Raw genomic sequence first — 25,581 nt, forward strand, 5'->3', positions numbered from 1 at the left:
GAAGTTGTTTCCTGCTACACTGTCCTTTACTTAAAAATACCAGAATCAAAGGAGTCATCATGTCAGAACAGACCGGCATCCTGATCGGCAAAGGCGAACATCAAGTGTTCCTTAATCCGCGTTTCGCCAACCGCCACGGCTTGATTGCAGGTGCAACCGGCACCGGTAAAACCATCTCCCTGCAAGTGCTGGCGGAAGGCTTTTCCCGCATCGGCGTACCCGTGTTCATGGCTGACATCAAGGGCGACCTGACCGGCATTGCCACTCCCGGCAACCCGCACCCCAAAGTTGACGAGCGCGTCCAGAAAATCGGCATTGAAGGTTTTCGCTTTGAAGGCTGCCCCAGCGTCATCTGGGATTTATCCGGTGAACGCGGGCATCCGGTACGTGCCACCATTTCCGACATGGGACCACTGTTGCTAGCGCGGCTACTGGATCTGAACGATACCCAAGAAGGAGTACTCAATATCGCCTTCAAGGTTGCGGATGAACAAGGTTTGTTACTTCTGGATCTGAAAGATCTGCGTGCCATGCTGCAATTTCTTGGCGAAAACAGCAAGGAATTCAGCAACCTGTACGGCAATGTCAGTTCTGCATCCATCGGCGCGATCCAGCGACAATTACTGGTACTGGAACAACAAGGGGCAGACAAATTCTTCGGTGAACCAGCTTTGGATTTGTGGGATTTCATGCGCACGGGTACGGGCGGCTACGGCAACATCAACATCCTTGCGGCTGACCGCCTGATCAACACGCCACGCCTATATGCCACCTTCCTGCTCTGGTTGCTGTCCGAACTGTTTGAAAACCTGCCCGAAGTCGGCGACATGGACAAGCCACGCTTGGTATTTTTCTTCGACGAAGCGCATCTGCTGTTCAACGGCGCACCCAAAGCGCTGGTGGAAAAAGTCGAGCAAGTGGTCAAACTGATCCGCTCCAAGGGGGTTGGCGTCTATTTCATTACTCAGACACCACTGGACATACCTGAATCTGTGCTTGGGCAGCTAGGCAACCGTATCCAGCACGCCTTGCGGGCTTTCACCCCGCGCGACCAGAAAGCGGTGCGTACTGCGGCAGAAACCTTCCGCCAAAACCCGAACATCGACACCGCCGAAACCATCATGCAGATGGGTGTAGGCGAAGCACTGGTTTCCGTGCTGGAAGAAAAAGGTACGCCCAGTATCGTGCAACGCACCATGATCCGTCCGCCACAATCACGCATTGGCCCTCTGACGGATGGCGAGCGTTCGGACTTGTTGCGTACCAGCCCGTTTGCAGGCCGTTACGACACCAGTGTTGACCGCGAATCAGCCTATGAAATCCTGCAAAAGCGCACGCAACAAGCCGCCGCTGAAGCCGCCACCCAGGAAGCGGAAGAGGCAGAACGTAAGACTACTCGCCGTTACGAGGCCAGCAGCAAACGCGAAGAAAGCAGCATGATGGGCGATATTGCCGAGGGCTTGCTGAAAAACGCCGTCAAGGCTGCCACCTCCAGTGCAGGTCGCCGGATCGGTACACAAATTGTGCGCGGTATTCTTGGCTCCCTGTTCAAGGGGCGTTAAGTCACCCTGCACTTTTTGCATTTTCACACCGAATTGCTGCATATCGTGACAATTCGGTGTAGAATGCCGCCATTTTATGGGTATCTGCAACGAAAGGCGGATGTTTGATGGCGACAATTCTCTTGCTCAATGGGCCAAACCTGAATCTGCTGGGAAAGCGTGAACCCGGTCACTATGGCAGCCTGACCCTGAGCGAAATTGAAACCCGCCTGACATCGCTGACAAACCAGCAACAACATGCCTTGCTGTGTTTCCAAAGCAATTCCGAAGGTACTCTGGTTGACCGCATCCATCAGGCGATGGATGAAAAGGTTGATTTCATCCTGATCAACCCTGGTGCGTATACCCATACCAGCATTGCCTTGCGGGATGCTCTGCTGGGTGTTGCCATCCCCTTTATCGAAATTCATCTGTCTAACGTACACCGCCGCGAATCTTTCCGCCATCACTCTTATCTTTCCGATATAGCAGAAGGCGTGATTCTGGGGCTTGGGGCGTTGGGCTACGAACTTGCACTGTATGCCGCCATACAGAAACTCAATAAACATGACAGGGCGTTAACTCATGATGGACGTGCGTAAAATACAAAAACTGATCCAGCTACTGGAAGGTAGCGATGTAGCTGAAATCGAGATCAAAGAAGGCGAAGACTCCGTGCGCATCAGCCGACTCAACTCCGGCATGATGGCAACAGCTCCTGTCCCGCAACACTTCTATGCCCCGCCTGTAGCCCATCCTGCTGCCAGCCCGGCAATTGCAGCCCCCGAAGCACCGGTTGCCAGCAAACCTACTGGTCATGCGGTCGAATCGCCCATGGTAGGAACCTTCTACCGGGCATCCTCTCCAACTGCCAAGGCTTTTGTTGAAGTTGGGCAAAGCGTCAAGGTCGGTGACACCCTGTGCATCATCGAAGCCATGAAAATGCTCAACCAGATCCAATCTGACAAGGCAGGGGTTGTTGCCGCCATTCTGGTTGAAAACGAGCAACCTGTTGAATTCGGGCAACCGCTGTTCATCATTGAATAAGTTTGTGATCCGCCATCTTCTGGATGCGTAACACCTTCGAGGTGACAACATGTTGAAAAAAGTATTGATCGCAAACCGTGGCGAAATTGCCCTGCGTATTTTGCGTGCCTGCCGCGAACTCGGTATCAAGACAGTTGCGGTACATTCCACCGCTGACCGCGACCTCAAACACGTGCGTCTGGCAGACGAATCCGTCTGTATTGGCCCACCCCGCTCGATTGACAGCTACCTGAATATCCCTGCCATCATCAGCGCAGCGGAAGTGACTGGTGCGGATGCCATCCACCCCGGCTACGGCTTCCTGTCGGAAAACGCCGACTTTGCTGAGCGGGTTGAATCTAGCGGCTTTGTCTTTATCGGCCCACGTGCCGAAACCATCCGCCTGATGGGTGACAAGATTTGCGCCAAGGAAGCCATGATTACCGCAGGCGTACCCTGCGTGCCTGGCTCGGAAGGCGGCACACCTGATGCACCGGAAGACATTTTGCAGATGGGCAGCCGTATCGGCTATCCGCTGATTGTCAAGGCGACGGGAGGTGGCGGTGGGCGTGGGATGCGGGTAGTGCGCAGCCCGGACGAACTGGTGGGTGCGGTAGCCATGACCCGTGCCGAAGCCAAAACGGCTTTCGGCAATGACGTGGTATTCATGGAAAAATTCCTCGAACACCCGCGCCATATCGAGTTGCAAGTACTGGCAGATTCCTACGGTAATGCCATTCATCTGTGCGAACGTGACTGCTCGATGCAGCGACGCAACCAGAAAGTGGTGGAAGAAGCACCTGCTCCCGGCATTACCGAAGAGCAACGCGCCCGCATCGGCGCACAAGTCACCGAAGCCTGCCGCCGCATCGGCTACCGGGGCGCGGGTACGTTTGAATTCCTGTACGAAGACGGCGAGTTCTATTTCATCGAAATGAACACCCGTTTGCAGGTCGAACACCCGGTCACGGAACTGATTACTGGTGTGGATCTGGTCAAGCAGCAATTGTTAATTGCCTCAGGCGAAAAACTGACAATCCGCCAACAAGACATCAAGCCGCATGGTCACGCCATTGAATGCCGTATCAATGCGGAAGACCCCAACACCTTTGCCCCCTCACCGGGCAAAATTACCCGCTACCACGCACCGGGCGGGTTGGGTGTGCGGGTAGACTCGCACATCTATGCCGATTACAGCGTACCGCCTTACTACGACTCCATGATCGGAAAACTGATCGTGCATGGTGAAAACCGCATGACCGCCATCAGCCGGATGCACGGCGCACTCAGCGAAATGGTGGTGGAAGGCATTAAGACCAATATTCCGCTGCAAACCCGCATCATGCAAGACGCCGCGTTCCAGGCTGGTGGCGCTGACATCCACTACCTCGAAAAAATGCTGGGCATGAAGAAATGAGTTGGCAGCAACTGGTTTGCCACACGACTTCCCGCCATCAGGATACCGTCGTCGATACGATGGAGGCCGCTGGTTCGGTTTCCATCACCTGGCAGGATGCGGAAGACGACCCGATCCTCGAACCCAAACCGGGCGAAATGCGCCTGTGGGACAATCTGGTCGTCACTGCCCTGTATGAGGAAGACACCGACCTCACCGAACTGCTGCTGGAACTGGAAGTCCGTAAAATCGACTGGCAAATCAGTTTCCTGCAACAGGAGACCATCGAAGACCAGCCATGGGAACGCGCATGGATGGATAGCTTCCAGCCAATGTGTTTCGGTGAACGGCTGTGGATTTATCCAAGCTGGTACGAGACACCCGACGATGACAGCGTAAAACTGCTGCTCGACCCTGGCCTCGCTTTTGGCACAGGCACACACCCCACTACTGCACTCTGTCTGGAATGGCTGGATGGGCAAGACATGACGGGTAAAGCCGTCCTGGACTATGGCTGTGGTTCGGGAGTATTGGCTATTGCAGCCCTCAAGCTGGGTGCAACACAGGCAGTCGGCACAGACATCGACCCGCAGGCTCTACAAGCCACCCTAGACAATGCCGAACGCAACCATATTGACCTAGCTCAACTGCACACCTGTTACCCGGATGCACTGCCACAACAAACCCATGATGTGGTAATGGCAAACATTTTGGCTGGCCCACTGGTTGAATTGGCTCCTGTGTTGCTTGCCAGATTGCGCAAAGGCGGGCAACTGATTCTTTCCGGTATTTTGGCAGAACAGACCGAAGCCATTATCAACGCCTATCAGCCATCATTAGACAATCTAATTATTAAGCAAAAAGACGACTGGATTCGGGTTTCTGGCACTTGCCGTTGATCTGCATTTTTTGCGCGAATCGCCTTTACGGTGTTATTTTCTACACCTCTGAATGTGAATTCCTGAATTTTTACGACTAAAATAAGGCGACTATTCAAAATGGCATGGAGTCATGTACACACAGTGTAATCACTGCAAGGCGATTTTTCGCGTTACCATGAAAGAACTCACAGCGGCTCAAGGCTTGCTGCGGTGTGGTGAATGTGACGCGATATTCGATGCCATGAAGAACCTGAGCACCACCCTGCCAGAAGAGCGCCGCTTTGCCCAAACAGAACATGTTATGGCTCTCAGGGCAGATACAGACAATTCTGATCAGAAAGTCTCCTACCCACAAGAGAACTCAGGATTTTTCAGTAAAAAAATACCGCATCCGGCAAGTCAGCCACCAGCAAACAGAAATACTTACAAAACAGCCACCCCCAAGTCGTTCAGTTCCCGCAGCTTTCTGTACATTGGTATTGCTGCCCTGACATTACTTCTGCTACTCCAGGGGCTGTATACCAGCCGCAACTGGCTGGCTCAACAGCCGCTGACCGCCACGTTTACCCGCCAAGCATGTACTTTGCTTGGCTGTGAAATCCACATTCCACGCGATGTCAGCAAAATCAATTTACTCAGCCGTAATGTCTACTCCCACCCCAACACACCGGATGTCCTTACTATTAGTGTATCCATCCAGAATGACGCAGTTTTTGCCCAACCTTACCCGTTAGTTGAAATCAGTTTCCTGGACAAAAGTAACGAAGTGGTAGCTCTACGACGCTTTACGCCCGAAGAATATATAAACAATTTTAATAGTGAACTGATGAAAACTGGCATTCCCAGCGAATTGGTACTAAATATTTCTGATCCAGGGGAAGAAGCTGTCCGGTTTCAGTTTCGTTTTATGTAAGAAATAACGTGTTTTAACCAAATAGTTCGGCTATAATCCGCGCCGCAAATTTGCGGTCATTATGCCTGCTCAAACGCAAGGTCTGACGTGGCATTCAAACCCGCCAGCCTTGACCCTTAAGCTTGTTGGAGAAAAAAATGGCAACTGACAATGTAACCTACATGACACGGAAGTCAGCGTTACCAGTTGAAGGTATCGAGCCCTATATCCCGGAACCCGACGAAGAATACATGAACGAAAAGCAGATAGCGCATTTTCGTAACATCCTCGTCGCATGGAAAAAGTCCTTGATGGAAGAAGTCGACCGCACGGTTGACCACATGAAGGAAGATGCAACCAACTTTTCTGACCCTGCTGACCGCGCAACCCAGGAAGAAGAATTTGCCCTGGAACTACGCGCCCGCGACCGTGAACGCAAGCTGATCCGCAAAATCGAGAAAACCATCGCCCGTCTAGACGAAGAAGACTACGGTTACTGTGATGCCTGTGGTGTTGAAATCGGTTTGCAGCGTTTGGAAGTCCGCCCTACAGCAGAACTCTGCATCGACTGCAAAACTACCCAGGAAATCAAGGAAAAACAAATGGCTGTCTGAGGACACCCCCCTTGTTGACCACCGGCAGATTTGCCCCATCCCCCACTGGGTCATTGCATTTTGGCTCATTGGTTGCGGCAACCGCCAGTTATCTGGCGGTTCGCCAGCAAGGTGGCAAATGGCTACTGCGCATCGAAGACCTCGACAAACCCCGTGAACAGCCTGGTGCTGCTAATCACATCATTCAGACACTGCACGCCTACGGCTTTGAATGGGATGATGAAATCCTTTTCCAAAACCAGCGGATTCCTGCTTATCACGAAGCACTTGCCTACCTGCAAGCCCATACCTATCCCTGTTACTGTTCGCGCAAGCACATCCAGCAACAGGGGCACGCAGGTGAATATGGCTGGGTTTACCCCGGTACTTGCCGCCAACAACCCCATGTACCTAGCAAACATCAACATGCCATCCGGGTACGTACCCATGACCAGCCGATCTGTTTTACAGATGCAGTAAGAGGCGAGTATTGTCAGGACCTGCAAAGTGAGCTGGGCGATTTCGTCATTCTGCGAGCAGATGGCCTGTTTGCCTATCAACTGGCGGTAGTGGTTGACGATGCATTTCAGGGTATCAATCAGGTGGTACGGGGAGCCGACCTGCTCGACAACACACCACGGCAAATTTACCTGCAACAACTATTGGGGTTGCCCCAACCTGCTTACGCACACATCCCTCTCGCAGCCAATGCACAAGGGCAAAAGCTAAGTAAACAAAACCTAGCGCCTGCCATCGACACCCATAGCCGGGTAAAAACACTGGTTGCCTGCCTGCATTTTCTCGGTCAGCCCTGCCCTGCCGCTCATGAATTTCCAGACACCACCACCTTGTGGGACTGGGGCATTGCCAACTGGAACATGGCACTTGTCCCCAAAATCCACACTCAACCTTGCAACAAAAATGGTCTCACCCCATGAATACGCCTCATTGGCAAACCTTCCCTCGCTGGTCGCTGACAGAACATGCCACTGACCTGCAATTTGCCGCACAGTTATCGACCGGACGTGCAACCGAAGTTACTGCCCGTATCCAGCAAGAACCAGCAACCCTGCAAGTATTGCTGAAACTGCTGGGCAGCCCGAGCACCAAACTCAGTGTGCGGATCGGCATTGGCGTGGTGATGGAAGATCTGGCAGGCACACCTGTTTTGCGCCATGTAATACCAGATTTGGGTAAATTGGCAATGCACCGCAAAGCATCTATCCGCGCAGATGCCTGCCACTATTTGGGGCTAACCCACGATGCAGCAGCACACCCTTTCCTGCAAAACTGCCTGCAAGACCCAGAAGCAGAGGTGCGCGAGGTAGCAGAAGATGCCCTGGCTCACTTGAAAAACGTAACATTATCTTCAACGTAGCCCATGTTATGGTTTTTTATGGTACTGTCTAACATCCGACAGTAAGGAATTTAGTAGCATGGGGCAGTCTTCTTACGCAAACTTAATACCAGCACCCGTTGCCCGTCACGCAATGAATGACAGCGCGGCCTTCATTGATCGGCTGAAACCTGATTCAGGCATATCAGAACCGGTCTATCGCCAATTGCAACGTCAAATCATCCAGATGATTGAAGCAGGCGAATTGAACGATGGCGATAGCCTACCCTCGGAACGCACGCTGGCAGAAGCCCTCAAACTCAGCCGTACCACTGTCCGTCGCTGTTACGATGAATTACGCGAGCAAGACTACATTAGCACCCACGGACGTGCCGGTGTCATGGTTAAAGCTCCGCCACGCATTAACCCGGAACTAGGCAAGCTCAAAGGTTTTACCGAGGAAATGCGGGAAATCGGGGTCGCGCCATCCACTCAATTACTGGAACGGCGTATTGTCTCTGATCGCACCATTGCTTCTGTTTTCAACCGCCCGTCTACAGCACGCTTTTTAAAACTGGTGCGCTTACGCCTTGGTGATGGAATCCCCATGACGCGGGAAGTGGCTTGGTATGACCTGACTATTGCACCTGCTTTAGCAGAATGGGACATTGAAGGTTCTGCTTATCAGTTTTTGCAGCAACGCTGCGGCATCGCATTGGATCATGGCGAACAAACCATCGAAGCAGCGATGAGCAACGAGGATGAAATGGCTGTTTTTGGTTTCCTGGAACCCGGCCCCTGTCTGTTGCTTAAGCGTAAAACTTACGCCACTAGTGGACAAATGGTGGAATATGTGGAAGGAACATTCCGGGGGGATGCGTATACGTATCGGATTACGTTGAAGATGAATCCTGAACAGGTATAAAAGTATTAACCTGCGCGACGAATGGCAACGCAGACAGAACTCCCTGCCGGGATGTAACCATAGCCCCACAGGCATTGGCAAAGCGTAATGCTTTAACGAATGGATAATCGTTCAGCAAAGCATAAGCCAGCCCTGCGGTAAACGCATCCCCTGCTCCTGTCGGGTCTACAGGCGTAATTGTCCAAGCAGATTCATGTATTGCCACCTGCCCGCGCTGTAATGCCACACAGCCCCGCTCAGCCAGCGTCACCACCAGCAACTCCCCCTCCCATGCCAGCAACGGTAACAAACGCAACCACTGGACAAGTGACATGGTGTCCACATCAGTAATACCAAAACAAGCTGCTGCTTCTGTTTCGTTGAGTACCAATATATCCGTCAGGGCAAGCAGCACCGTTTCAGGTTCACGCCAAGGCGAGGGATTCAGCAAGGTTTTGATGCCGCGTTGCCGTGCTTGTCGGAACGCTTCCTGTATCGGCGCATCAGGAATTTCAAACTGGGCACACACCAAGCGGCAATCTTGCAAGGCATTACTGGCAGTCTGAACATGACCAATATTCAGTTGGGCGTTCGCACCCGGATAGACAACAATAATATTGTCACCATCGGCTGTTACCAAACCGACACCAAAACCGGAAGGGATGGAAGTACGTACAACACCTTGTGTATCAAGACCTTCAGACCGTAGCAAGGCAATCAATGCATCACCCGGCGTGTCGTTGCCTACCGCAATCAGTGGGTAAGTCCATAAGCCCAAGCGCTGCATTCCAATCGCCAAGTTTAAGCCTTTCCCTCCATGTTCCGTCCATAACGATTCAGCCTGCAACGACTCCCCGGCTTTTGGCAATTGCTTAACCACAAGGCTATTAGCATTCACATAACTGCACAGCACAAACACATCCACCATACTCTCTACTACTCCCTCCATATCCCAGAAAGCGCAATTTTAGTTAAATCTGAACTTTACCCAACGTTTTTTTATGGGCTTAACTTCAGGGAAATATACACGCAGCTACATTTTGGTATTTGCCAAAATACATTACTGGTACTATATTGGTATCTCTTGTAGCGAGAAGGAGTATGACCATGAAATCACTAAGCACCATCAGCATGACCCTAGCACTGACATTGGCCTGCCTGAGCGTGCCCGCCAGTGCCGAACCCGCAGCAGACGGTATCTTTTACATCAAGGCCAAACACAGTAATAAGTGTGTCCATCAGCATGGGCATATTAACAACAATGGCGGCAACGTCACCCAATGGGATTGCGTTAATCAGGGTAATACCAAGCTGGAACGTATCCCAACCGGCAGTGGTTATTTCCTACTACGGTTCAAACACAGTGGTAAATGCGTCACTGTCGAAAATGATAGCCTAGATCGTGGAGCCAATATCATCCAGTGGGATTGTAATTACGATGGCCCACGCAACCAAACCTGGCACACACTTAAAGCCAGCAACAACCCGACTGATCCTTACGTACAAATCCAATCCGGTAATGGAGCCTGTTTGCACCAACACGGAGCAACTAACGGCAACGGCGACAATATCACCCAATGGGATTGCGTCAATGAGCCAAACGTATTGTGGAAATTTACCCCGGCTCCGAATTGATTGACAACCCAAAATGTCAGGGATGCGGTGAAAGCTACCGCATCCTGTCATTAAATTATAGATGCAAGAGGGGGAGTATCTATGTCCATTCCACTCCGTTTAACCAGTCTTTTTATCTTGTTACCATCAATAGTCATGGCAGCGGATTATCCTCCGCTACCTACAAACTGGGCTAGTGAAAACACGCCCCTACTCGTGCCTGCACAAACAATGATAGGTTCTGAAGTCATAGTTATGGAAGGGGCGCAAACATTAGGACGCATGACACAAACCATCGTAGAAATTCGCGCTTGGATGGAAAAATCCCAAGACGTTACTGACGAATTGGACAAATCCGTCGAAACACTGGAAAAAGACATGGCAACCGTCAAGGAAGCCATTGCCCGTTTACAGCAACAACAACCCGGCGGCAACCCCGCTCCCACCCCACCTGCCAATAACGATGCACGTCTGGAAGCTCTCGAAGCCCGCATTGCCAAACTGGAAGCCAACCGCAATACCGTGCAAGCCCCGTTCACTGTGGTGGATGCAGCAGGTAAAACCCTAATGACCGTTAATTCTGACAAAGGCATTTCAAGCCTGCGTCTGGGTGAGCCGGGTAAAGCCATGGCGGAACTGTTGATTGACGGTGAGTCTGCCCGTGTTATTGCCGCGAATAAAAGCAATATTGGCTACCTCAATGCGGATGCCAATATCAGCCAAGCCGTTTTAACCAGCAATGGTGTCCGTACCGCCCTTGGCTCTCCCGAAGAAGGAGTCAATGGCTTGCTCGTCAGCAATGCTGACAGCAGGCAACCCTTAGGCGAAATGGCATTACGCCCCGGCAAGAAATTTGCCCTGCGCTTGTATGACGAAGCAGGCAAAGTGGTGGTTTCCGCTGGCACAAACCCCACTACCAGCGGCTCCGGCACAGTCATGGCGGCCAATACCCAAGGTGAAAACGTGGCTTTTGTTGGTACATCCAGCGACGGTCAAACAGGGGTCGTCAGTGTGGCAAAAGGTGGGAAGGACACGGCTGCACTTATCTCCGAACCGCGCATGATCGTGTTATACAACGATGCCGGGGAAGCGATTACCACCCTTGCCAAAAGTCAGGAGGGTACGGGCGAAGGTGGCAATATCACCATCCGCCAACCCGATGGGGAGGGTATTTTCTCCGCTGGTTACAACGCCGAAGCAGGTGGTGGTGATGCTTGCGTGTATCGAGCTAAAAAACAAAACATGTTCTGCCTCGGTATTGGTGTACCCGGCATGGGTGCAATAGGACGTTGAGGCGATGATGATGAAATTCGTGTTGCGTTGCGCACTGTTCGGTTTGGGTGTATGGCTGCTCATCATGGGCTGGCAAACTGCCGCTTACCCCCTTTATTACCGCGTGGTGGGTACGACAGTGGAGGGCGAAGTCATTGGTTTTTTGGCAGGACGCTATTCGCCCTCCATTCAGCCGGAAAATACCGCTATCCGCAACGGGCATCGCATTGCCAGACGACCCGCGTACAAGTACCCCGCTACCATTGGTGGCAGCCCGACACTGATTGGCAAAGCAAACGGGGCATTTACGTTTTCTTTCTACCCGTTTGAATTGGGTGAGAAAGTGACGGTGGTGTTTCCGACAGCACACCCCGAACAGCCGTATTTGCTGGCGATTTCCACCCTGACAGGCGGTTTGTTATTCATGGGCTTTGGTGCGTTTTGTGTTTATCTGGGTGTAGGGGGCAAACTGTGAAGGCTTTAATCCCGTGTCTGGTTTGTTTGTACATCAGCCTGCCTATTGCCAGTGTGGCGGATGCCACCACACCCACCATTCCGCTATGCCCCGGTTTGCACATTGTCACCGCCATCAACCAACGCAGCGGCGATTACGAATCCATCAAACGCATTACCAGTACCGATGAAGCAGGTATTACCCTGCATTACTCCAGTGAACATGAAGTCGATGATCCCTTCAGCGACAAGCCACCGGAACTGGTCAGCACCCACGTGACCCGCCGGGTATTGCGCGAAGACCAGCAGAAAGCGGGCTATTATCTCGCGGTGTTTGACCCCAAATTGCCGGAAACTGTGCCGAACAGCGTTGCTATCAGCCTGACACACGACAATTACACCCGCTTAAAAACCACGGGCAAAGCAGATGTTTCCATCGTTACCACGCTCAATCACAGCACCACCCCGGAAAATGTGCTTGACCCTGATTCGCCCTATCGCTGGTGGTTTGCGCCCTCAGTTTATGCGCTGGAAGTGCCCGATAAAACCCCCGTCCCATTCCCCGTATTGCTGAACGGTAAACCGGCGGAATTGCCTGCGTTACACGTCAATGGCTTGTTCGGTGAGGAAAAAGCAGAGTTTTTTGTGCTGGATGACCCCGATAATCCACTGATACTCAAATTCCGTCTGGGTTTTGGTGCGGATGAAGCCTTGAGAGCCAAGTTTGCCGATGACCCAGTGATGAGCAAAATGCTGGAAGAAATCGCAGCAACATCGCCTGCCCCGTCAGAACGCGATCGCTTACAGGTCACACAAATTACGTTTGACTGCCACAGCAGCGACGACTTGCCGATGGCGACCAATACGGGCAAACCACCGGAAATAGCCGGTGAATTTGATACCGATGCCGAACCTTTCCCAACAGGTAGCGGTGGTGCAGCCAGTGGCAGCGGTGCAGGAGCGGGTACTGGTAACGGTGGCGGTGGTACAGGCACGGGTTCAATGGGCGGCGGTGCAGGTAGCCTAAGCCTTGGGCAAGGTGGCAACGGTGCAGGAAGTGGCAACAAAGCCGCTGAACTGGAAAAAGCCTTGCAAGCAGGGGAAAAGGTCGACATCTACGACATCTTTTTCAGCTTCAACAGTGCCACCTTGCGCCCGGAATCGGATGAAACCCTGAATACCATTGCCGACCTGCTCAACAAACACCCCGACTGGAAACTTGCCATCGGCGGGCATACCGACAGCATTGCCAGCGACAGTTTCAACCTTGATCTTTCCAACCGGCGGGCTGCTGCGGTGAAAACCGCCTTGGTGGAACGTTTCAAAATCACTGATAACCGCTTAAGTACCCAAGGGTACGGCGAAGCCAGCCCGCGTGATACCAATGATACCCTTGAGGGACGCGCCCGTAACCGTCGGGTGGAACTCAGGAAACAATAACTGTGAATCCAAGGAGCAAACCATGAAACAGCGTCGTTTAGTATTGCTACTCTGTGCTTGCGCACTGCTGGCGGCTTGTGGTGAAAAACAAGCCGCCGACAAACCCGCCCCCATCACCAGCACTGCCAGCAAAGCGCCTTCTCTTTGCACCTTGATCAGTGCCGCCGATATTCAGGCCACTTTCGGTCAGACAGTAACAGCCACCACTGACACCCCGGAAATGTGTGACTACGAAAATGCACGCTTCTCTGTGCGATTGATGTTGATCGACTACCACGATGTCGATGCTGCCAAGCAAGGTTTCAAAACGTTGTTTGCGGGCAAAAACAGCATTGCCAACCTAGGGGACGAAGCCAACAGTTTCCGGCGAGGACGCGAAATCGACAAGGTTTCGCTGCGCCAAGGCCAACGGGTCTTGAGTATCAGCAAAATGGGGGGTGAATATCTGGAAGATGGCCTGCAAAAGCTGGAAACACTGCTGCGTCAAGCCCACCGCCAATTACCATGAGGAAACGAAAGATGAAACACGCTGGACTTGTTATCACCCTGAACCTGTTCGCCTTATCGCCTGCCTTTGCATTGGATGCTGCCTGTGAACCCATTGTCAAAGCCAGTGAAACCAAAATAGCCCAACCCGCATGGCATTCCGTAACAGAAGGTGACGGCATCAAACTGGAAGCCATGAAAGTCGATGGGCAGTTTTTCATGGCAATGGATGGCAAATGGCAAAAAGCTCCGATGGACATGGATACTACCGAGAAAATCACCATCGGCATGATGAAGGATGGCACCATCCAATTATCAAACTGCAAGGAAGACGGGACAGAAACCGTTGATGGCGTGGAAATGACAGTATTGAGTTATCACAGCGACATGAAAGACATAGGGTCGGGTACTGCTAAGCTGTACATCGGCAAGGCAGACGGCTTGCCTTACAAACTCTTGTCCGACAGTGCAGACGAGCAACACACACAAACCATCAGATACCAACATATTACCATACCAACACGGTAAAACCCCCGAGGAGATCAACGATGAAAACCAGTCATGCCACCACCCTGATCACCCTTTGCACCACCTTGGCATTCCCCGCTTATGCCAACAACGCCGCAACCTGTGACATCTACGCCAAAGATGCCGTTGGCGACAACAACCTTGCCACTCGCCTGGGTTGCGGCTTTGCCAACAGTAACGCCCGCTGGCAATCCAGCTACAATAACCACTACGGCTGGTGTTTAAGCACAACGTCTGCTGCCTTGCTGTCTGAATCAAGCGCACGGGATGGCGAAATACACCCTTGCATGGTCAAATCCACCCAATGCGAAACTTACGCAGAGCAAGCGGTGAAGCAATTTAACCGCAACAAACAGCTAGGCTGCGGTTTCAGCCCGGCAAGCCAACCCGCAGGGCGCTGGATGGATAACCACCGTGGTCATTATGACTGGTGCATGAAAGCCAAACCCGAGTGGTTGACCAGCGAAGCTAAAGCCCGTACTGACGGTTTAACCCATTGCATTAGTCAGTAAACATGCGCACGAGGAGTTGCCCCCCATGACCATCAAGACCATAACAGGCTTTGCAATTCACGCCACACTATTGGGAACGCTACTGGTAATATCCAGTGCTAGTTATGCCAGTTCAGCCAACCTGCCAGATTGGATCAATGGTGAGATGAACTGCAAAATTGATGGTCGCCCTGCTAAGATGCAGTGGCGAGTGGAAACTCGCTACGAAACCACATGCGACACTTTTGGGAGAAATTGTTCGCAAGCAGCTTATGCAGTGAGCATAGGCAGCTTTAGCGATAATGGGGGGTCTTGGGTTCCCCTTGAAAGTCGCGGCACGGGCAATGGCGGCAATACCTTTTTTATCCGCTACCTTGGGGAACAACCCAACAACTGGGAATTAAGTTTTATCCCCGCCAGAGAAATTGCTCAAGGTCATAGTGTTTGGCGTGCTGGCACTTATAACGTGCGCTATGACCTAGAATGCTGGAAGGGTGACAAACCGCTACATGAACGTTGTAACGACTATGCCTCCCACGCTGTTCAACAGTACCAAAACGCACAACGTCTGTTTTGTGCGATTCCGTCAGATGCTCGCTGGCAAGATAACCACGCAGCCCATCAAACTTGGTGCGTACAATCTAAGGGCAATCCGGCATGGCTTGATGCAGAAAATAAAGCCCGGAGTGATGTGATTGCACAATGCCGCAACAGCAATACGCGCAGAATCATACGCCACGAAGTACCACGATAAACACTAAGCCGGATACCCCGCCAGTCGATTAATCGCCTGCGCCAGCGTAATATCCTTGTGGGTCAGACCACCAGCATCATGGGTGGTCAGGCTGATGGCAACGGTTTTGTAGACATTGCACCATTCCGGGTGATGATTCATGCGCTCAGCAACCAAAGCCACTTGCGCCATGAAACCAAACGCTTCCACAAAGTCCGCAAACGTTAACACGCGATGCAGCTTGTTTTCACGCAACACCCAACCCGGTAAGCCTTGCAGAATATCTGCCAGTGCGTCATCAGTCAGTTTGTCAGTCATTTGTTTTCTCCCAGTAATACAACAGCATGGGCTGCAATACCTTCCTTGCGCCCGGTAAAACCCAGCTTTTCGGTGGTGGTTGCCTTGACGTTGATTTGCCCGATGGCACATGCCAGATCAGCCGCAATATTTGTACGCATCGCCGGAATATGCGGCATCATTTTCGGCGACTGGGCAATGATAGTGCTATCCAGATTGAGGATCGCATACCCCCGGCTTGTTACCAGCCCATAGACATGCCGTAACAGAATACGGCTATCAATGTTCGCGTATTCTGCGGCGGTATCGGGGAAATGTTGACCAATATCCCCCAGGGCCAGTGCTCCCAGCAAAGCATCGCAAATGGCGTGCAGCAAGACATCACCATCGGAATGCGCCTTGAAGGCATGAGTATGCGGAATCTTTACCCCACCCAGCACCAAATGATCGCCCTCAGTAAAGGCATGGACATCGTAACCGTGGCCAATTCGCATCATGCTTTTTTACCCAGCAGCTTGGCAGCCATAAAACCTCCCGCATACAGGCAGACACTCAAAACCAGCAAGGCATAGCCATACGCCCTTTCCAGCGGATCCAGCACGACCCAGATCCCCAACATCAGGTACAACAGCGATACCAGCACCGCCAACACATGGGTTTTAGCATTGCCTTGCCAGATTCCCCGTAACAGCAACAGTAACGGGGCAAGCAACAAACCCAGTTCCAGCCACAAGGGCACGAGTTGCACAGGCCGCAGCCAGACATTCCACACCACAATCAGCCCCATCAGGCCAAGCAAACCGAACAGGGTCAGGTTGCGCCATATTGCCAGATTTTTCATAGCTTTTGCGCCAGTTGAGCCAGACGTTTGCCAAGGGCAAAACACAGGCGTTTTTCTTCATCCGTCAGTGCGCGGGAACTGTCACTGCCGGAAACATGGGTTGGCCCATACGGTGTACCGCCGCTTTGCGTACTGATCAGGTCAGCTTCGGCGTAAGGCAAACCGCTGATGATCATGCCGTGATGCAACAGGGGCAACATCATCGACAGCAAGGTACTTTCCTGCCCACCATGCAGGCTGGATGTCGAGGTAAACACGCCAGCCGGTTTGCCGGTCAGATGCCCGGAAAGCCACAGGCTGCTGGTTTTTTCGAGAAAATATTTCAGCGGGGCTGCCATGTTGCCGAAGCGCCCTGGGCTGCCCAAGGCCAGTGCATCACAGGCTTTCAGCTCATCCAGTGAGACATAAGGCGCACCACTGGCAGGAATGCTGTCAGCCACCGTTTCACACACTTCGGAGACTTCCGGCACAGTGCGCAGCATGGCTTGTGTTTCGGCAACACTCTCTACCCCACGGGCAATCTGCTGCGCCATGCTGGCGGTGGAACCGTGGCGGCTGTAATACAGGATCAGGATGGTTTTCATAGGATGTCGAGTACCTTCTGGGGTGGGCGACCAATCACCGCCTTACCGTTGGCAACTACCACGGGGCGTTCTATCAGACGGGGATTCTGTACCATCGCAGCAATCAACTGCTCACGGCTCAGGGTGGGATCGGCAAGATTCAATTCTGTGTATTCCGCTTCACCCTGGCGCATCAGTTCACGGGGTTCCAGCCCCAACAACTCAAGCAACTGGTTGAGGGTTGCCGTATCAGGCGGAGTATCCAGATATTTGACAATGGTTGGGGTAAGACCCTCGCCTTCCAGTATTTCCAGCGTCTGGCGTGACTTGGAACAGCGCGGATTGTGGTAAATGGTTACGGTAGCAGCCATGAAGCCTCCTGATGGTTTGCGGTGCAATCTAGCGGGATGCCAGCTTGTACGCAAGTGGGCAAGCATTTTGCAAACGATTAAAGGTAATTGAGTCAATTTTTCGAGCTGATATACTGAGAAAACATAATTATAAAAAATATTTAAATAAAAACAGCAAGTCATTGAAAAACAAATAATAGCGATACAATAAACATGAAAAAACCAGTATCCGCCCCCTACCCTGCTTCCCGTGTAGGCATCCAGTGTGTACTTGGCTTGCTGTTATGCATGATCCTGATACCCCAGGCATTTGCTGCCAATTGTACAGCCAGCTACACCTATACCAGCACAGGCGGCACTGCCAACTACACCCTGAATACCGGGCAGTCACTCAAAATTGCCAGCGGTACATATACCGGCGCACTGGATGGCTTTGCCAGCGGTTCAAGTGTGTGCGTGGAAACAGGCGCAACGTTTAATCCAGCCAACATTAATGTCATCGCAGGAACACTGACCAACTACGGCACAACAATCCTGCAAACCTTCGTTTATAACGCAGGTGCAGTTATTGACAATTACGGCACACTGACTTTCCCCGGCGGGCTGAATACCAACGGCATGACGACATACCGTAACCGTACTGGAGCAACCATGACCATGGATTACAGTTTCCAGTTGGGGAAAAACTCCACCTTCGTCAACGATGGGTTGCTAGTGGCGAAACAAGATTTCAACACGGAAAATGGCACAACCCTGACCAATAACCATCGGCTGGAACTGGAAGGCAATTTCAACCCGGATGGCAAGTTTGACAACTACGGGCGGGTTTATGCCAAAGCCTTCATGAACATCAATCTGAACTCCGATGTCACCAACTATTGCACGCTGGTGTCATGGGGCGGTTTCAACAACAACAGTGCCTTGATGGATAATCAGGGAACCATCCTGATCACCAGTGCCGGTGGTACGCCGGGCGGATTGTGGCAAAACAACAAACCCTTCCAGAACGGCTCAAATGCCAAAATTGCCGGTGGTGATTTCACCAATAACGACAGTTTTACGGGTGGCGGCCAAATGATTTTCGCCGGTTTTACCCGCAACAACGGTACATTTACCGGTAACAGTAGCAGCGACAAGATTACCTTTTACGATGAAACCCAGACGGGTTCACAACTGTTTGACGTGGAAAGTGTTGCAGCCGTAAATACGGTAAGGGCTGTCGTGACGCGACCAACTGAGCTGGATTCTCCCAGCAATTGCTCAAGCAGCTACAAAAATTTTGCCAACCCGGTAGTGAATGATTACGGCGATGCTCCCGCTTCTTATGGTGATGCCGGTCATGCCATCGTTACCGGTATTCACATGGGGACAAAAACGCCTGATGCAGAAGCTGCCAGCCAATACAGTTTCAATGCATCCGCAGACGGTGCAGAAGATGATGGTGCACCTCATCCTGTTTCCCCCGATGGCCCGGCCACCGTAGCACGTTTCCCTGTTCTTCAGGCTAATGCAAGCAGTTACAGTAGCCCGTTTACTGTCACTAATACCACGGGAACAGCAGGCAAACTGTATAGCTGGATCGACTTTGACAAAAGCGGCACGTTTGAAGCGGATGAAGCAGCTTCCGTTGCTGTACCATCCGGCTCCAGCAATGTGGCAGTCACCCTGACATGGAACAGTATTCCAGCCGACATCAAGATAGGTACTACCTTCATCCGTTTGCGCCTGACCACCGATACAGCGGTCACAACAGCCTCCCCAACCGGAAATGCCAGTAACGGTGAAGTGGAAGATTACCCGCTTGCCATTTACCAACCCGTACCAAGCAACAGCGTCAACCTGAAAATCATCAATGGCATTACCCCGTCAAGCTGCCAAACCACGGTTTTTTCAGACAATTTCAACGATTTGACTCACTTCAAATGGGGGGCGCTGGCTGGCGGGCAGAATATTCGCAACTGGGTCAGGGCTGGTGGTGGAACCGATACTTATGCTGAAGTTGAAGAATGGAATACTGCCCCTTATTACTCAGCCATTTATTTCGGCAATGGTGCTCTGCGCGGTGTTTACCCTCCCATTCCCAATGGTTTTACTTTCGATGCAGATGGCAAGCTAACCTCAACCCTGACAGCCGTAGCCTTGCGTGATGTACCAGACGACCTAGATGTTTCCCACTGGGGGCCAAATCCGGTCACATTATCAACCAGTGTGCCAACCCAGGTCGGTAAAGCTTATCGGTTGTATTTCAAGGCTATTCCTGAAACTGATAGCAGTACCGAGTTTGCAGATGGCATCATGCGTGTTGACATAACAGGCTCTACGACGGAATCCATCCATTTCAAAGCACCGGGCAGCAAGGCTGCCGCTCAGGATTATGCCATTGAGTTCACGGCAACAGCGGCAACAACTACTGTTACCTTCGTCAACTACGGTCATGTTGCCGATATATGGTGTGATCCACAAACAAACACATGGTGTACGGAGGGTGGCATCAAGGCCGATTTGAACAGTAACGAACTCATTATTGATGATGTGGTAGTAGCAGCCAAACAGGATTGCGGCAATGATTATGGCGATGCTCCTGCATCATACGGAACACCATCCCACTCAGTTACAACGGGTATTCATCTCGGCAGTGTCGCCCCCGACACTGAGAGCAGTGCGCAACCTAATGCAACTGCCAGCGGCGATGATAACAATGGTGTGGATGATGAAGGTGGTATCAATATCCCTGCCATGACTCAAGGCCAGACAGCCACACTGACAGCCGTTGTCACGGGTGCAAGTGGCTATCTGCAAGGCTGGATTGATTTCAATGGCGATGGTGACTTCACTGATACAGGCGAACAGATTGCCACCAATGTACAGGATAATGGTGCAAGCGACAGCAACGCAGGTGCTGACACTATCGGCATCACTGTCAATGTACCTGCCACAGCAACAACCAATCCCACTTATGCACGCTTCCGCTGGTCAACCGCTATCAATCTGGATAGCACCAGTGCTGCTGCCAATGGCGAGGTCGAGGACTATACCCTGACAATTGCCTCTGCCCCTTGTTCCCTGATTGTTACCACTACTGCTGACACCGACAATGCCAACAACAACTCCGGCTCACTGCGGGATGCCATGGAATGTGCCAATAACCGTGCTGGAGGGGATACCATAACGTTCAACATGCCCACCACTGAAGCAGGTTACAATGCCACGACCGGCGTATGGACTATCAAACCACTATCACCCCTGCCTGTCCTGAGTGGTGACAGCACATACATCGACGCCACCAGTCAGGCAGGAGCAAACTGCGGTGACTGGTGGGCAGGCAGCCGTATCCTCAAGGTACAACTGGATGGTGCAGGCTTGTCTGCCACAACTGACGGGCTAGTGGTGGAAGGTGACAATTTTGCCCTACGCGGCATGTCCATCACCCGTTTCCCACAAAACGGCATCAGTTTCAAAACTGGCGCAGATAACGCGCTGATCGCCTGTGACCACCTTGGCGTTGCTGCTGATGGTATAACTTCCGGCAGCAACAAGACCGGCCTGAGTCTGGCGGGTACTGCCCTTCTGGTCGGCGGCATGACCGCAGGTGACGCCAATGTGATAGCCCATAATACTGAACAGGGTGTTTCCCTGCCAAACAGCGCAGGGCAGGTCATACTCATGCGCAACAGCATTCATGCCAACGGCAAACTGGGTATTGATCTTGGTGTCGATAATGTCACTGTCAATGATGCCAATGATACAGATAGCGGAGCAAACCAGTTGCTTAATCTGCCGATTCTGAATCAGGTTATTGTTGGAACAGGCGACATTACCGTGCGTGGTTGCGCCCCTGCTGGTGCAACGCTTGAACTGTTTGAAGCAGATGTCAGTACCGGTGGCAGCGCGACCCAAGGCGACAACCAGCTTGGTCGCACCAAAGACTACGGTGAAGGTCAACGCTATCTGGCAAGCTTCGCAGAAAACAGTGCCGCAGATATTGATGCGGGCAATTGTGCCCTCCCCCCTTTCGATACCCATGACAATACTGGTATGAAAGCATTCCAGCTTACCTTGCCATTACCGGCAAATGTTGCTATCGGTGACAAACTCACTGCTACTGCCATGCTTGGAAGCGCTGGCACATCCGAATTCGGCCCGGTCATCATCACCGAAGGTGGCCCGCCCACCGTAGGCGGCGGCAGTTGTGCTGCCACAGGTGGTACAGATATTTTGTTCATTGTGGACAACTCAGGCTCAATCACACCAGATGAATACGCTGACTTCGCAAAGACCATCCAGACTGTCGGCACACAACTGCTGGCTGACAATCCGGCAAACCGAATTGGTGTTGCCCATTTTGGTGGCCCTACCGATTCACTGGTCAGTGGTGGTCAATACGTCTATTTCGAGCGTGACTTTTCTACCGCAGCAATGGCAGCTCCTGTCCGTCAATTTGGTACCAACGGTGCGTACAATGTTAACTGGTGGGCAGATCATCTGGCTGGTGCTGTACAACAAATCCGTTATGCCATTGATGGCAATACCGGTACATCATCCAGCTATATCGTCAGCCCACTACGGGAAATGAGCCGTACTACGGCATCCCCGTTGCAAATCGTCTTGATGACTGATGCAGTACGCTACGGTGACTGGGTTCCAAGTGACATTTCCATGCTCATCGACCCGCCAGGTTCTGGTGCTGAACCCAATGATGGTTCCGATTTTACCGTTTATAACCAACTGAAAGCTGATGGTATTGCATTCTCAGTAGTCAGCTTCAACCCAAATCCTGTAGACATTGCTGCATCTGCCGCTATTGCATCAGTAGGCGGAACCTATACAGGGGTAATCGACCCCAACCCGCAAGACCCTGATGGCTCCCAAACCACACCGCGCCGTTATATATCGGTCACGTCCGGCTTCCAGTTGACTGCCACACAAGTTGAAGAACTGGTTGAAGGTACAGCCATTTGTAGCAGTGCCATTTCCGGGCTGGTATTCGAGGATGTCAACTATGGCGGCGGGGCAGCCCGTCCTGCCAGTGAAGCGGGCACAGTTGGCATTACCAATGCAACCGTTGAAATCTATGACAGCACAGGCAAATACCTGGCACAGACAACAACTGACGCCGATGGCATTTATAAACTGCCCAATTTACCAGACGGCAAATATTACCTGCGTGCTGTTAGTGATTCTGTCAATTCCAGCCGTGCTGGCAGTAACGGAACAGAAATCCCGGTTCCAACCTATCCCGTTATTGGTGGTGTCAAAGCAGCCGCTGCTGACGCAAATATCAATCCCGGCTCATCAAATTTGAATACCAGCAATTTCATATTTACGGGTGGCGTACTGAACGGTCAACAGGCTCAAGCGGTACAAGCAGCTACCCTGACCGGCAATAGCCTCAAGAATGTGGATTTCGGTTTCAACTTCGATACCATCGTTAATGCCAATGACAACGGGCAAGGCTCCTTGCGCCAGTTCCTGCTGAATGCCAACTTGCTGGGCAATGACAGTGCCCTGGCACAGAGCGGGCTTATTGCTGGCAAGGAAAACGCCATCCTGATGCTACCAACCACCGATCCAAACTATGACAGCACAGGCAAATACTGGAGCATCAAATTGCAAAGTGCCCTGCCGGACATCATTGCCCCGCTGGTGCTGGACAGCTCCAGACAGACAGGCTTTACCAGTACGCCATTACTGGAACTCAATGGCAATAACGCTGGTTCCAGCAGTCACGGCCTCACCTTGGCAGCAGGCAGTGATGGCAGCAGTATCCGCTATCTGAGCATTACCCGTTTTGCAGGTGATGGCATTGCCGTTACGGGGAACAGCAAAGGCAACAGCCTCCTCAGCAACAATATCTACAACAATGGTGGCTTGGGGATTGACCTCGGCAATGATGGCGTTAGCAATAATGACGCGGGTGATACAGACAGTGGAGCCAATAACCTGCTCAACTACCCTGAGGTGAAAACCAGTTCATTTGGCACAAATGGCTCCAAAATCATCTCCTATGATTTCAACCTGGATTTGCCAGCCAATACCATTGGTTACCGTCTGGAATTTTTCAAGAATATTGCCAAAGATCCATCCGGCAATGGTGAAGGCCAGACCTTCATTGGCAGCAAGGACTTCAGTCATCCGGGCGGCGGCACACTCAACTTTAAAGGAACCTTTAACGCCAATCAGGCCGTTACCACCAGCGATTTCATTTCTGTCACAGTAACGGAAAAAACCGGAGCAACCACGTTTGGCAGTACTTCCGAATTCTCAGGTTCTGCCAACAATAACAATGTCGTTGTTTGTACCAGCCTGATTGACAACCCTGGCTCCGCCTTGCCCGACATGATGATTGATGAAAATGCTACCGGTATTACCCTGTTGCAAACCAAGGACAGCAGCGGAAATCCAGTGACTTATGCAATCACTGGTGGAGCCGATTCCAGCATGTTTACCGTAGGCCCGGTTTCTGGGGGAACGACGGACTGTGCACAAATCCAGTTTGTCAAGACATTGATCACCAAGGATGCCAGTGTCAATCCCCGCGTCCTGCCACCCGGCATGATTGACCCCGGTGATTTTGAAGTACCTGTCGATAAAGACAAAGACAATGCCTATGACCTTGAAATTACCGCAACCGCCAGTACCGGACAAAAATATGCCCGAACATTGCGGGTCAGGGTCATGGATGTCAACGAGGCTCCCATCATCACCTCCAGCAATACTGTCAGTGTGACAGAAGACACTTCCACCCTAGCACTGGACATCAAATCACAGGATCCGGACAGCGGAGATACCGAAGGCAACGGTTTAAGCTATGCCATTAGCGGTGGTACAGACCAAAATATCTTTGCGCTGGACAGTAGCAGTGGCATCCTGAACTTCAAGGCCATCCCGGATTATGACGCCCCCATGGATTCCAATCGGGACAACAGCTATGAAATAGCCGTAACTGTTACAGACCACGGTGGCCTGACTGCCAGCAAAACCTTCAATATTGCTGTACAAAACCAGACTGGCGATGACGGTGTAAAACTGCAAGCACGGGTATTGCTACAAGGTGCTTACGATAGCAAAACCGGCCTGATGTCAGACACACTCAACACCCTCAAGTTGCTACCAGCCAATCAACCCTATCAGTCCGCGCCTTTCAACCACAGCGGAACTGAAACCATCAGTGCACTGGTCAATAGCAATACCGGTAATCAGTCTATTGTAGACTGGGTACTGCTTGACCTGCGCAGCAGTAGCAAAACCACCTTAAGTACCCGTGCCGTACTGGTACAACGCGATGGCAATCTGGTTGACGCACAGACGGGTACAACCACCCTGAATTTTGCAGGTATCAGCGCTGGCAACTACTACGTCAGTGTACGCCACCGCAACCATCTAGGAGTCATGACGGCCAGCCCGGTCAGCCTTGGCAGTACTGCAACGCTGGTGGATTTCAGCCTTGCCTCAACCAGCGTTGCTGGCAGTGAAACGCGCTATACATCCGGCACACTGGCATTGCTGTGGGTAGGCGACATCAATGCCAGCTCCACCCTGACCTGCAATGGCCCAGGCAATGACATCACCAACCTGTTAAGTACAGTCCTGAGCAGTACTGAAAACCCACAAGCCTATACCAACTACATTTTGCAGGGCTATCTGAATACAGACATCAACATGGATGGCAAAACCCTGTTCAGTGGGCCAAACAATGATGCCAATACCCTGCTTGGTAATGTGTTGCTCCACCCGCTCAACAGCACCTTTGCGGCAAACTACATTGTCAGGGGAGGATTACAATAGACATCTGCCAGCAATCTTTGTAACGAATCAAAGGGTGTGACCGGAAGTGATGCATGGGTTAATATCTGGTAACTATCCCCATTAAAACGAGTCCCGACATGTCAGACAAGCCAACACAGCTAGCCCAACGCCTTGCCCGTCATCCCGCACTTCAGGAAC

General features: G+C 51.9%; 25 protein-coding genes. 19 read left to right on the top strand and 6 right to left on the bottom strand.

What is annotated here, in order from left to right:
- Positions 1–59: 59 nt before the first annotated feature.
- The 10 genes from B2U47_RS03670 to B2U47_RS03715 all read left to right on the top strand — a co-directional run bounded on the left by B2U47_RS03670 (position 60) and on the right by B2U47_RS03715 (position 8,590).
- The gene (locus B2U47_RS03670) at positions 60–1,562 is read left to right on the top strand and encodes a helicase HerA-like domain-containing protein (protein ID WP_296677766.1); all 1,503 of its coding nucleotides are present in this window, start codon (positions 60–62) and stop codon (positions 1,560–1,562) included.
- A 107-nt stretch (positions 1,563–1,669) separates the two neighbouring features.
- Positions 1,670–2,143, top strand: coding sequence for a type II 3-dehydroquinate dehydratase (gene aroQ, locus B2U47_RS03675; RefSeq protein WP_296677763.1), 474 nt, complete (start codon positions 1,670–1,672; stop codon positions 2,141–2,143).
- Positions 2,130–2,588 (top strand): acetyl-CoA carboxylase biotin carboxyl carrier protein, encoded by a 459-nt coding sequence (gene accB, locus B2U47_RS03680; protein ID WP_296677905.1) that lies wholly within the window; start codon positions 2,130–2,132, stop codon positions 2,586–2,588. Before aroQ ends, accB begins: the two co-directional genes overlap by 14 nt.
- 49 nt (positions 2,589–2,637) lie before the next feature.
- Positions 2,638–3,984, top strand: coding sequence for an acetyl-CoA carboxylase biotin carboxylase subunit (gene accC, locus B2U47_RS03685; RefSeq protein WP_296677761.1), 1,347 nt, complete (start codon positions 2,638–2,640; stop codon positions 3,982–3,984).
- The gene (prmA, locus tag B2U47_RS03690) at positions 3,981–4,862 is read left to right on the top strand and encodes a 50S ribosomal protein L11 methyltransferase (RefSeq protein ID WP_296677758.1); all 882 of its coding nucleotides are present in this window, start codon (positions 3,981–3,983) and stop codon (positions 4,860–4,862) included. Before accC ends, prmA begins: the two co-directional genes overlap by 4 nt.
- A 112-nt stretch (positions 4,863–4,974) precedes the next feature.
- The gene (locus B2U47_RS03695) at positions 4,975–5,757 is read left to right on the top strand and encodes a zinc-ribbon and DUF3426 domain-containing protein (RefSeq protein ID WP_296677756.1); all 783 of its coding nucleotides are present in this window, start codon (positions 4,975–4,977) and stop codon (positions 5,755–5,757) included.
- Between the two features lie 137 nt (positions 5,758–5,894).
- Positions 5,895–6,350, top strand: coding sequence for an RNA polymerase-binding protein DksA (gene dksA / locus B2U47_RS03700; protein WP_296677753.1), 456 nt, complete (start codon positions 5,895–5,897; stop codon positions 6,348–6,350).
- A gap of 11 nt (positions 6,351–6,361) precedes the next feature.
- Positions 6,362–7,267 (top strand): tRNA glutamyl-Q(34) synthetase GluQRS, encoded by a 906-nt coding sequence (gene gluQRS, locus B2U47_RS03705; protein ID WP_296677751.1) that lies wholly within the window; start codon positions 6,362–6,364, stop codon positions 7,265–7,267.
- A complete protein-coding gene (locus B2U47_RS03710; RefSeq protein WP_296677748.1) occupies positions 7,264–7,707 on the top strand; it encodes a HEAT repeat domain-containing protein in 444 nt (147 codons plus the stop codon). The genes gluQRS and B2U47_RS03710 overlap by 4 nt, the downstream gene beginning before the upstream one ends.
- Before the next feature lie 58 nt (positions 7,708–7,765).
- Entirely contained in the window at positions 7,766–8,590 is an 825-nt protein-coding gene (locus B2U47_RS03715) for a GntR family transcriptional regulator (RefSeq protein WP_296677745.1), read from the top strand.
- On the opposite strand, the gene B2U47_RS03720 is transcribed toward B2U47_RS03715, so the two are convergent.
- Complete coding sequence (locus B2U47_RS03720; RefSeq protein WP_296677743.1) at positions 8,559–9,497, bottom strand: ribokinase; 939 nt, start codon at positions 9,495–9,497, stop codon at positions 8,559–8,561. The genes B2U47_RS03715 and B2U47_RS03720 overlap by 32 nt on opposite strands.
- A 179-nt stretch (positions 9,498–9,676) precedes the next feature.
- Here B2U47_RS03720 and B2U47_RS03725 point away from each other — a divergent pair, with 179 nt between their 5' ends.
- From B2U47_RS03725 to B2U47_RS03760, 8 genes are all read left to right on the top strand, one after another.
- The gene (locus B2U47_RS03725; RefSeq protein WP_296677740.1) at positions 9,677–10,204 is read left to right on the top strand and encodes an RICIN domain-containing protein; all 528 of its coding nucleotides are present in this window, start codon (positions 9,677–9,679) and stop codon (positions 10,202–10,204) included.
- Between the two features lie 261 nt (positions 10,205–10,465).
- Entirely contained in the window at positions 10,466–11,476 is a 1,011-nt protein-coding gene (locus tag B2U47_RS03730) for a hypothetical protein (RefSeq protein WP_296677738.1), read from the top strand.
- Between the two features lie 4 nt (positions 11,477–11,480).
- Positions 11,481–11,930, top strand: a complete 450-nt coding sequence (locus tag B2U47_RS03735; protein ID WP_296677735.1) for a hypothetical protein — start codon at positions 11,481–11,483, stop codon at positions 11,928–11,930.
- On the top strand, positions 11,927–13,348 hold the full coding sequence (locus B2U47_RS03740; RefSeq protein WP_296677731.1) for an OmpA family protein: 1,422 nt from the start codon (positions 11,927–11,929) through the stop codon (positions 13,346–13,348). The genes B2U47_RS03735 and B2U47_RS03740 overlap by 4 nt, the downstream gene beginning before the upstream one ends.
- A gap of 22 nt (positions 13,349–13,370) precedes the next feature.
- Positions 13,371–13,856, top strand: coding sequence for a hypothetical protein (locus B2U47_RS03745; RefSeq protein ID WP_296677728.1), 486 nt, complete (start codon positions 13,371–13,373; stop codon positions 13,854–13,856).
- 11 nt (positions 13,857–13,867) lie between these two features.
- Positions 13,868–14,362, top strand: coding sequence for a hypothetical protein (locus tag B2U47_RS03750; RefSeq protein ID WP_296677725.1), 495 nt, complete (start codon positions 13,868–13,870; stop codon positions 14,360–14,362).
- 20 nt (positions 14,363–14,382) lie between these two features.
- Positions 14,383–14,874 (top strand): hypothetical protein, encoded by a 492-nt coding sequence (locus tag B2U47_RS03755; RefSeq protein ID WP_296677722.1) that lies wholly within the window; start codon positions 14,383–14,385, stop codon positions 14,872–14,874.
- Positions 14,875–14,899: 25 nt separating this feature from the next.
- Positions 14,900–15,607, top strand: coding sequence for a DUF6006 family protein (locus tag B2U47_RS03760; RefSeq protein WP_296677718.1), 708 nt, complete (start codon positions 14,900–14,902; stop codon positions 15,605–15,607).
- 3 nt (positions 15,608–15,610) lie between these two features.
- Here the strand turns inward: B2U47_RS03760 and B2U47_RS03765 are convergent, their stop codons facing one another.
- The 5 genes from B2U47_RS03765 to arsC are packed head-to-tail and all read right to left on the bottom strand — an operon-like array spanning position 15,611 to position 17,658.
- Entirely contained in the window at positions 15,611–15,904 is a 294-nt protein-coding gene (locus B2U47_RS03765) for a 4a-hydroxytetrahydrobiopterin dehydratase (protein WP_296677714.1), read from the bottom strand.
- Positions 15,901–16,377, bottom strand: a complete 477-nt coding sequence (gene ispF / locus B2U47_RS03770) for a 2-C-methyl-D-erythritol 2,4-cyclodiphosphate synthase (RefSeq protein ID WP_296677902.1) — start codon at positions 16,375–16,377, stop codon at positions 15,901–15,903. The genes B2U47_RS03765 and ispF overlap by 4 nt, the downstream gene beginning before the upstream one ends.
- Complete coding sequence (locus B2U47_RS03775) at positions 16,377–16,724, bottom strand: DUF2069 domain-containing protein (RefSeq protein ID WP_296677710.1); 348 nt, start codon at positions 16,722–16,724, stop codon at positions 16,377–16,379. Before B2U47_RS03775 ends, ispF begins: the two co-directional genes overlap by 1 nt.
- Complete coding sequence (wrbA, locus tag B2U47_RS03780) at positions 16,721–17,308, bottom strand: NAD(P)H:quinone oxidoreductase (RefSeq protein WP_296677708.1); 588 nt, start codon at positions 17,306–17,308, stop codon at positions 16,721–16,723. Before wrbA ends, B2U47_RS03775 begins: the two co-directional genes overlap by 4 nt.
- Positions 17,305–17,658, bottom strand: coding sequence for an arsenate reductase (glutaredoxin) (gene arsC / locus B2U47_RS03785; protein WP_296677705.1), 354 nt, complete (start codon positions 17,656–17,658; stop codon positions 17,305–17,307). The genes wrbA and arsC overlap by 4 nt, the downstream gene beginning before the upstream one ends.
- A 192-nt stretch (positions 17,659–17,850) precedes the next feature.
- On the opposite strand from arsC, the gene B2U47_RS03790 reads away from it, so the two are divergent.
- On the top strand, positions 17,851–25,422 hold the full coding sequence (locus tag B2U47_RS03790) for a GEVED domain-containing protein (protein WP_296677702.1): 7,572 nt from the start codon (positions 17,851–17,853) through the stop codon (positions 25,420–25,422).
- Positions 25,423–25,581 lie beyond the last annotated feature (159 nt).

It is taken from the genome of Thiothrix sp. UBA5583 (genome assembly GCA_002425225.1).
Lineage (GTDB): Bacteria > Pseudomonadota > Gammaproteobacteria > Thiotrichales > Thiotrichaceae > Thiothrix > Thiothrix moscowensis.

What these genes read in the sequence shown, in the direction of transcription:
- B2U47_RS03670 (WP_296677766.1), top strand. Translation starts at nt 60, where the DNA reads ATGTCAGAACAGACCGGCATCCTGATCGGCAAAGGCGAACATCAAGTG.
- aroQ (WP_296677763.1), top strand. Translation starts at nt 1,670, where the DNA reads ATGGCGACAATTCTCTTGCTCAATGGGCCAAACCTGAATCTGCTGGGA.
- accB (WP_296677905.1), top strand. Translation starts at nt 2,130, where the DNA reads ATGGACGTGCGTAAAATACAAAAACTGATCCAGCTACTGGAAGGTAGC.
- accC (WP_296677761.1), top strand. Translation starts at nt 2,638, where the DNA reads ATGTTGAAAAAAGTATTGATCGCAAACCGTGGCGAAATTGCCCTGCGT.
- prmA (WP_296677758.1), top strand. Translation starts at nt 3,981, where the DNA reads ATGAGTTGGCAGCAACTGGTTTGCCACACGACTTCCCGCCATCAGGAT.
- B2U47_RS03695 (WP_296677756.1), top strand. Translation starts at nt 4,975, where the DNA reads ATGTACACACAGTGTAATCACTGCAAGGCGATTTTTCGCGTTACCATG.
- dksA (WP_296677753.1), top strand. Translation starts at nt 5,895, where the DNA reads ATGGCAACTGACAATGTAACCTACATGACACGGAAGTCAGCGTTACCA.
- B2U47_RS03710 (WP_296677748.1), top strand. Translation starts at nt 7,264, where the DNA reads ATGAATACGCCTCATTGGCAAACCTTCCCTCGCTGGTCGCTGACAGAA.
- B2U47_RS03715 (WP_296677745.1), top strand. Translation starts at nt 7,766, where the DNA reads ATGGGGCAGTCTTCTTACGCAAACTTAATACCAGCACCCGTTGCCCGT.
- B2U47_RS03720 (WP_296677743.1), bottom strand. Translation starts at nt 9,497, where the DNA reads ATGGTGGATGTGTTTGTGCTGTGCAGTTATGTGAATGCTAATAGCCTT.
- B2U47_RS03725 (WP_296677740.1), top strand. Translation starts at nt 9,677, where the DNA reads ATGAAATCACTAAGCACCATCAGCATGACCCTAGCACTGACATTGGCC.
- B2U47_RS03730 (WP_296677738.1), top strand. Translation starts at nt 10,466, where the DNA reads ATGACACAAACCATCGTAGAAATTCGCGCTTGGATGGAAAAATCCCAA.
- B2U47_RS03735 (WP_296677735.1), top strand. Translation starts at nt 11,481, where the DNA reads ATGATGATGAAATTCGTGTTGCGTTGCGCACTGTTCGGTTTGGGTGTA.
- B2U47_RS03745 (WP_296677728.1), top strand. Translation starts at nt 13,371, where the DNA reads ATGAAACAGCGTCGTTTAGTATTGCTACTCTGTGCTTGCGCACTGCTG.
- B2U47_RS03750 (WP_296677725.1), top strand. Translation starts at nt 13,868, where the DNA reads ATGAAACACGCTGGACTTGTTATCACCCTGAACCTGTTCGCCTTATCG.
- B2U47_RS03755 (WP_296677722.1), top strand. Translation starts at nt 14,383, where the DNA reads ATGAAAACCAGTCATGCCACCACCCTGATCACCCTTTGCACCACCTTG.
- B2U47_RS03760 (WP_296677718.1), top strand. Translation starts at nt 14,900, where the DNA reads ATGACCATCAAGACCATAACAGGCTTTGCAATTCACGCCACACTATTG.
- B2U47_RS03765 (WP_296677714.1), bottom strand. Translation starts at nt 15,904, where the DNA reads ATGACTGACAAACTGACTGATGACGCACTGGCAGATATTCTGCAAGGC.
- ispF (WP_296677902.1), bottom strand. Translation starts at nt 16,377, where the DNA reads ATGCGAATTGGCCACGGTTACGATGTCCATGCCTTTACTGAGGGCGAT.
- B2U47_RS03775 (WP_296677710.1), bottom strand. Translation starts at nt 16,724, where the DNA reads ATGAAAAATCTGGCAATATGGCGCAACCTGACCCTGTTCGGTTTGCTT.
- wrbA (WP_296677708.1), bottom strand. Translation starts at nt 17,308, where the DNA reads ATGAAAACCATCCTGATCCTGTATTACAGCCGCCACGGTTCCACCGCC.
- arsC (WP_296677705.1), bottom strand. Translation starts at nt 17,658, where the DNA reads ATGGCTGCTACCGTAACCATTTACCACAATCCGCGCTGTTCCAAGTCA.
- B2U47_RS03790 (WP_296677702.1), top strand. Translation starts at nt 17,851, where the DNA reads ATGAAAAAACCAGTATCCGCCCCCTACCCTGCTTCCCGTGTAGGCATC.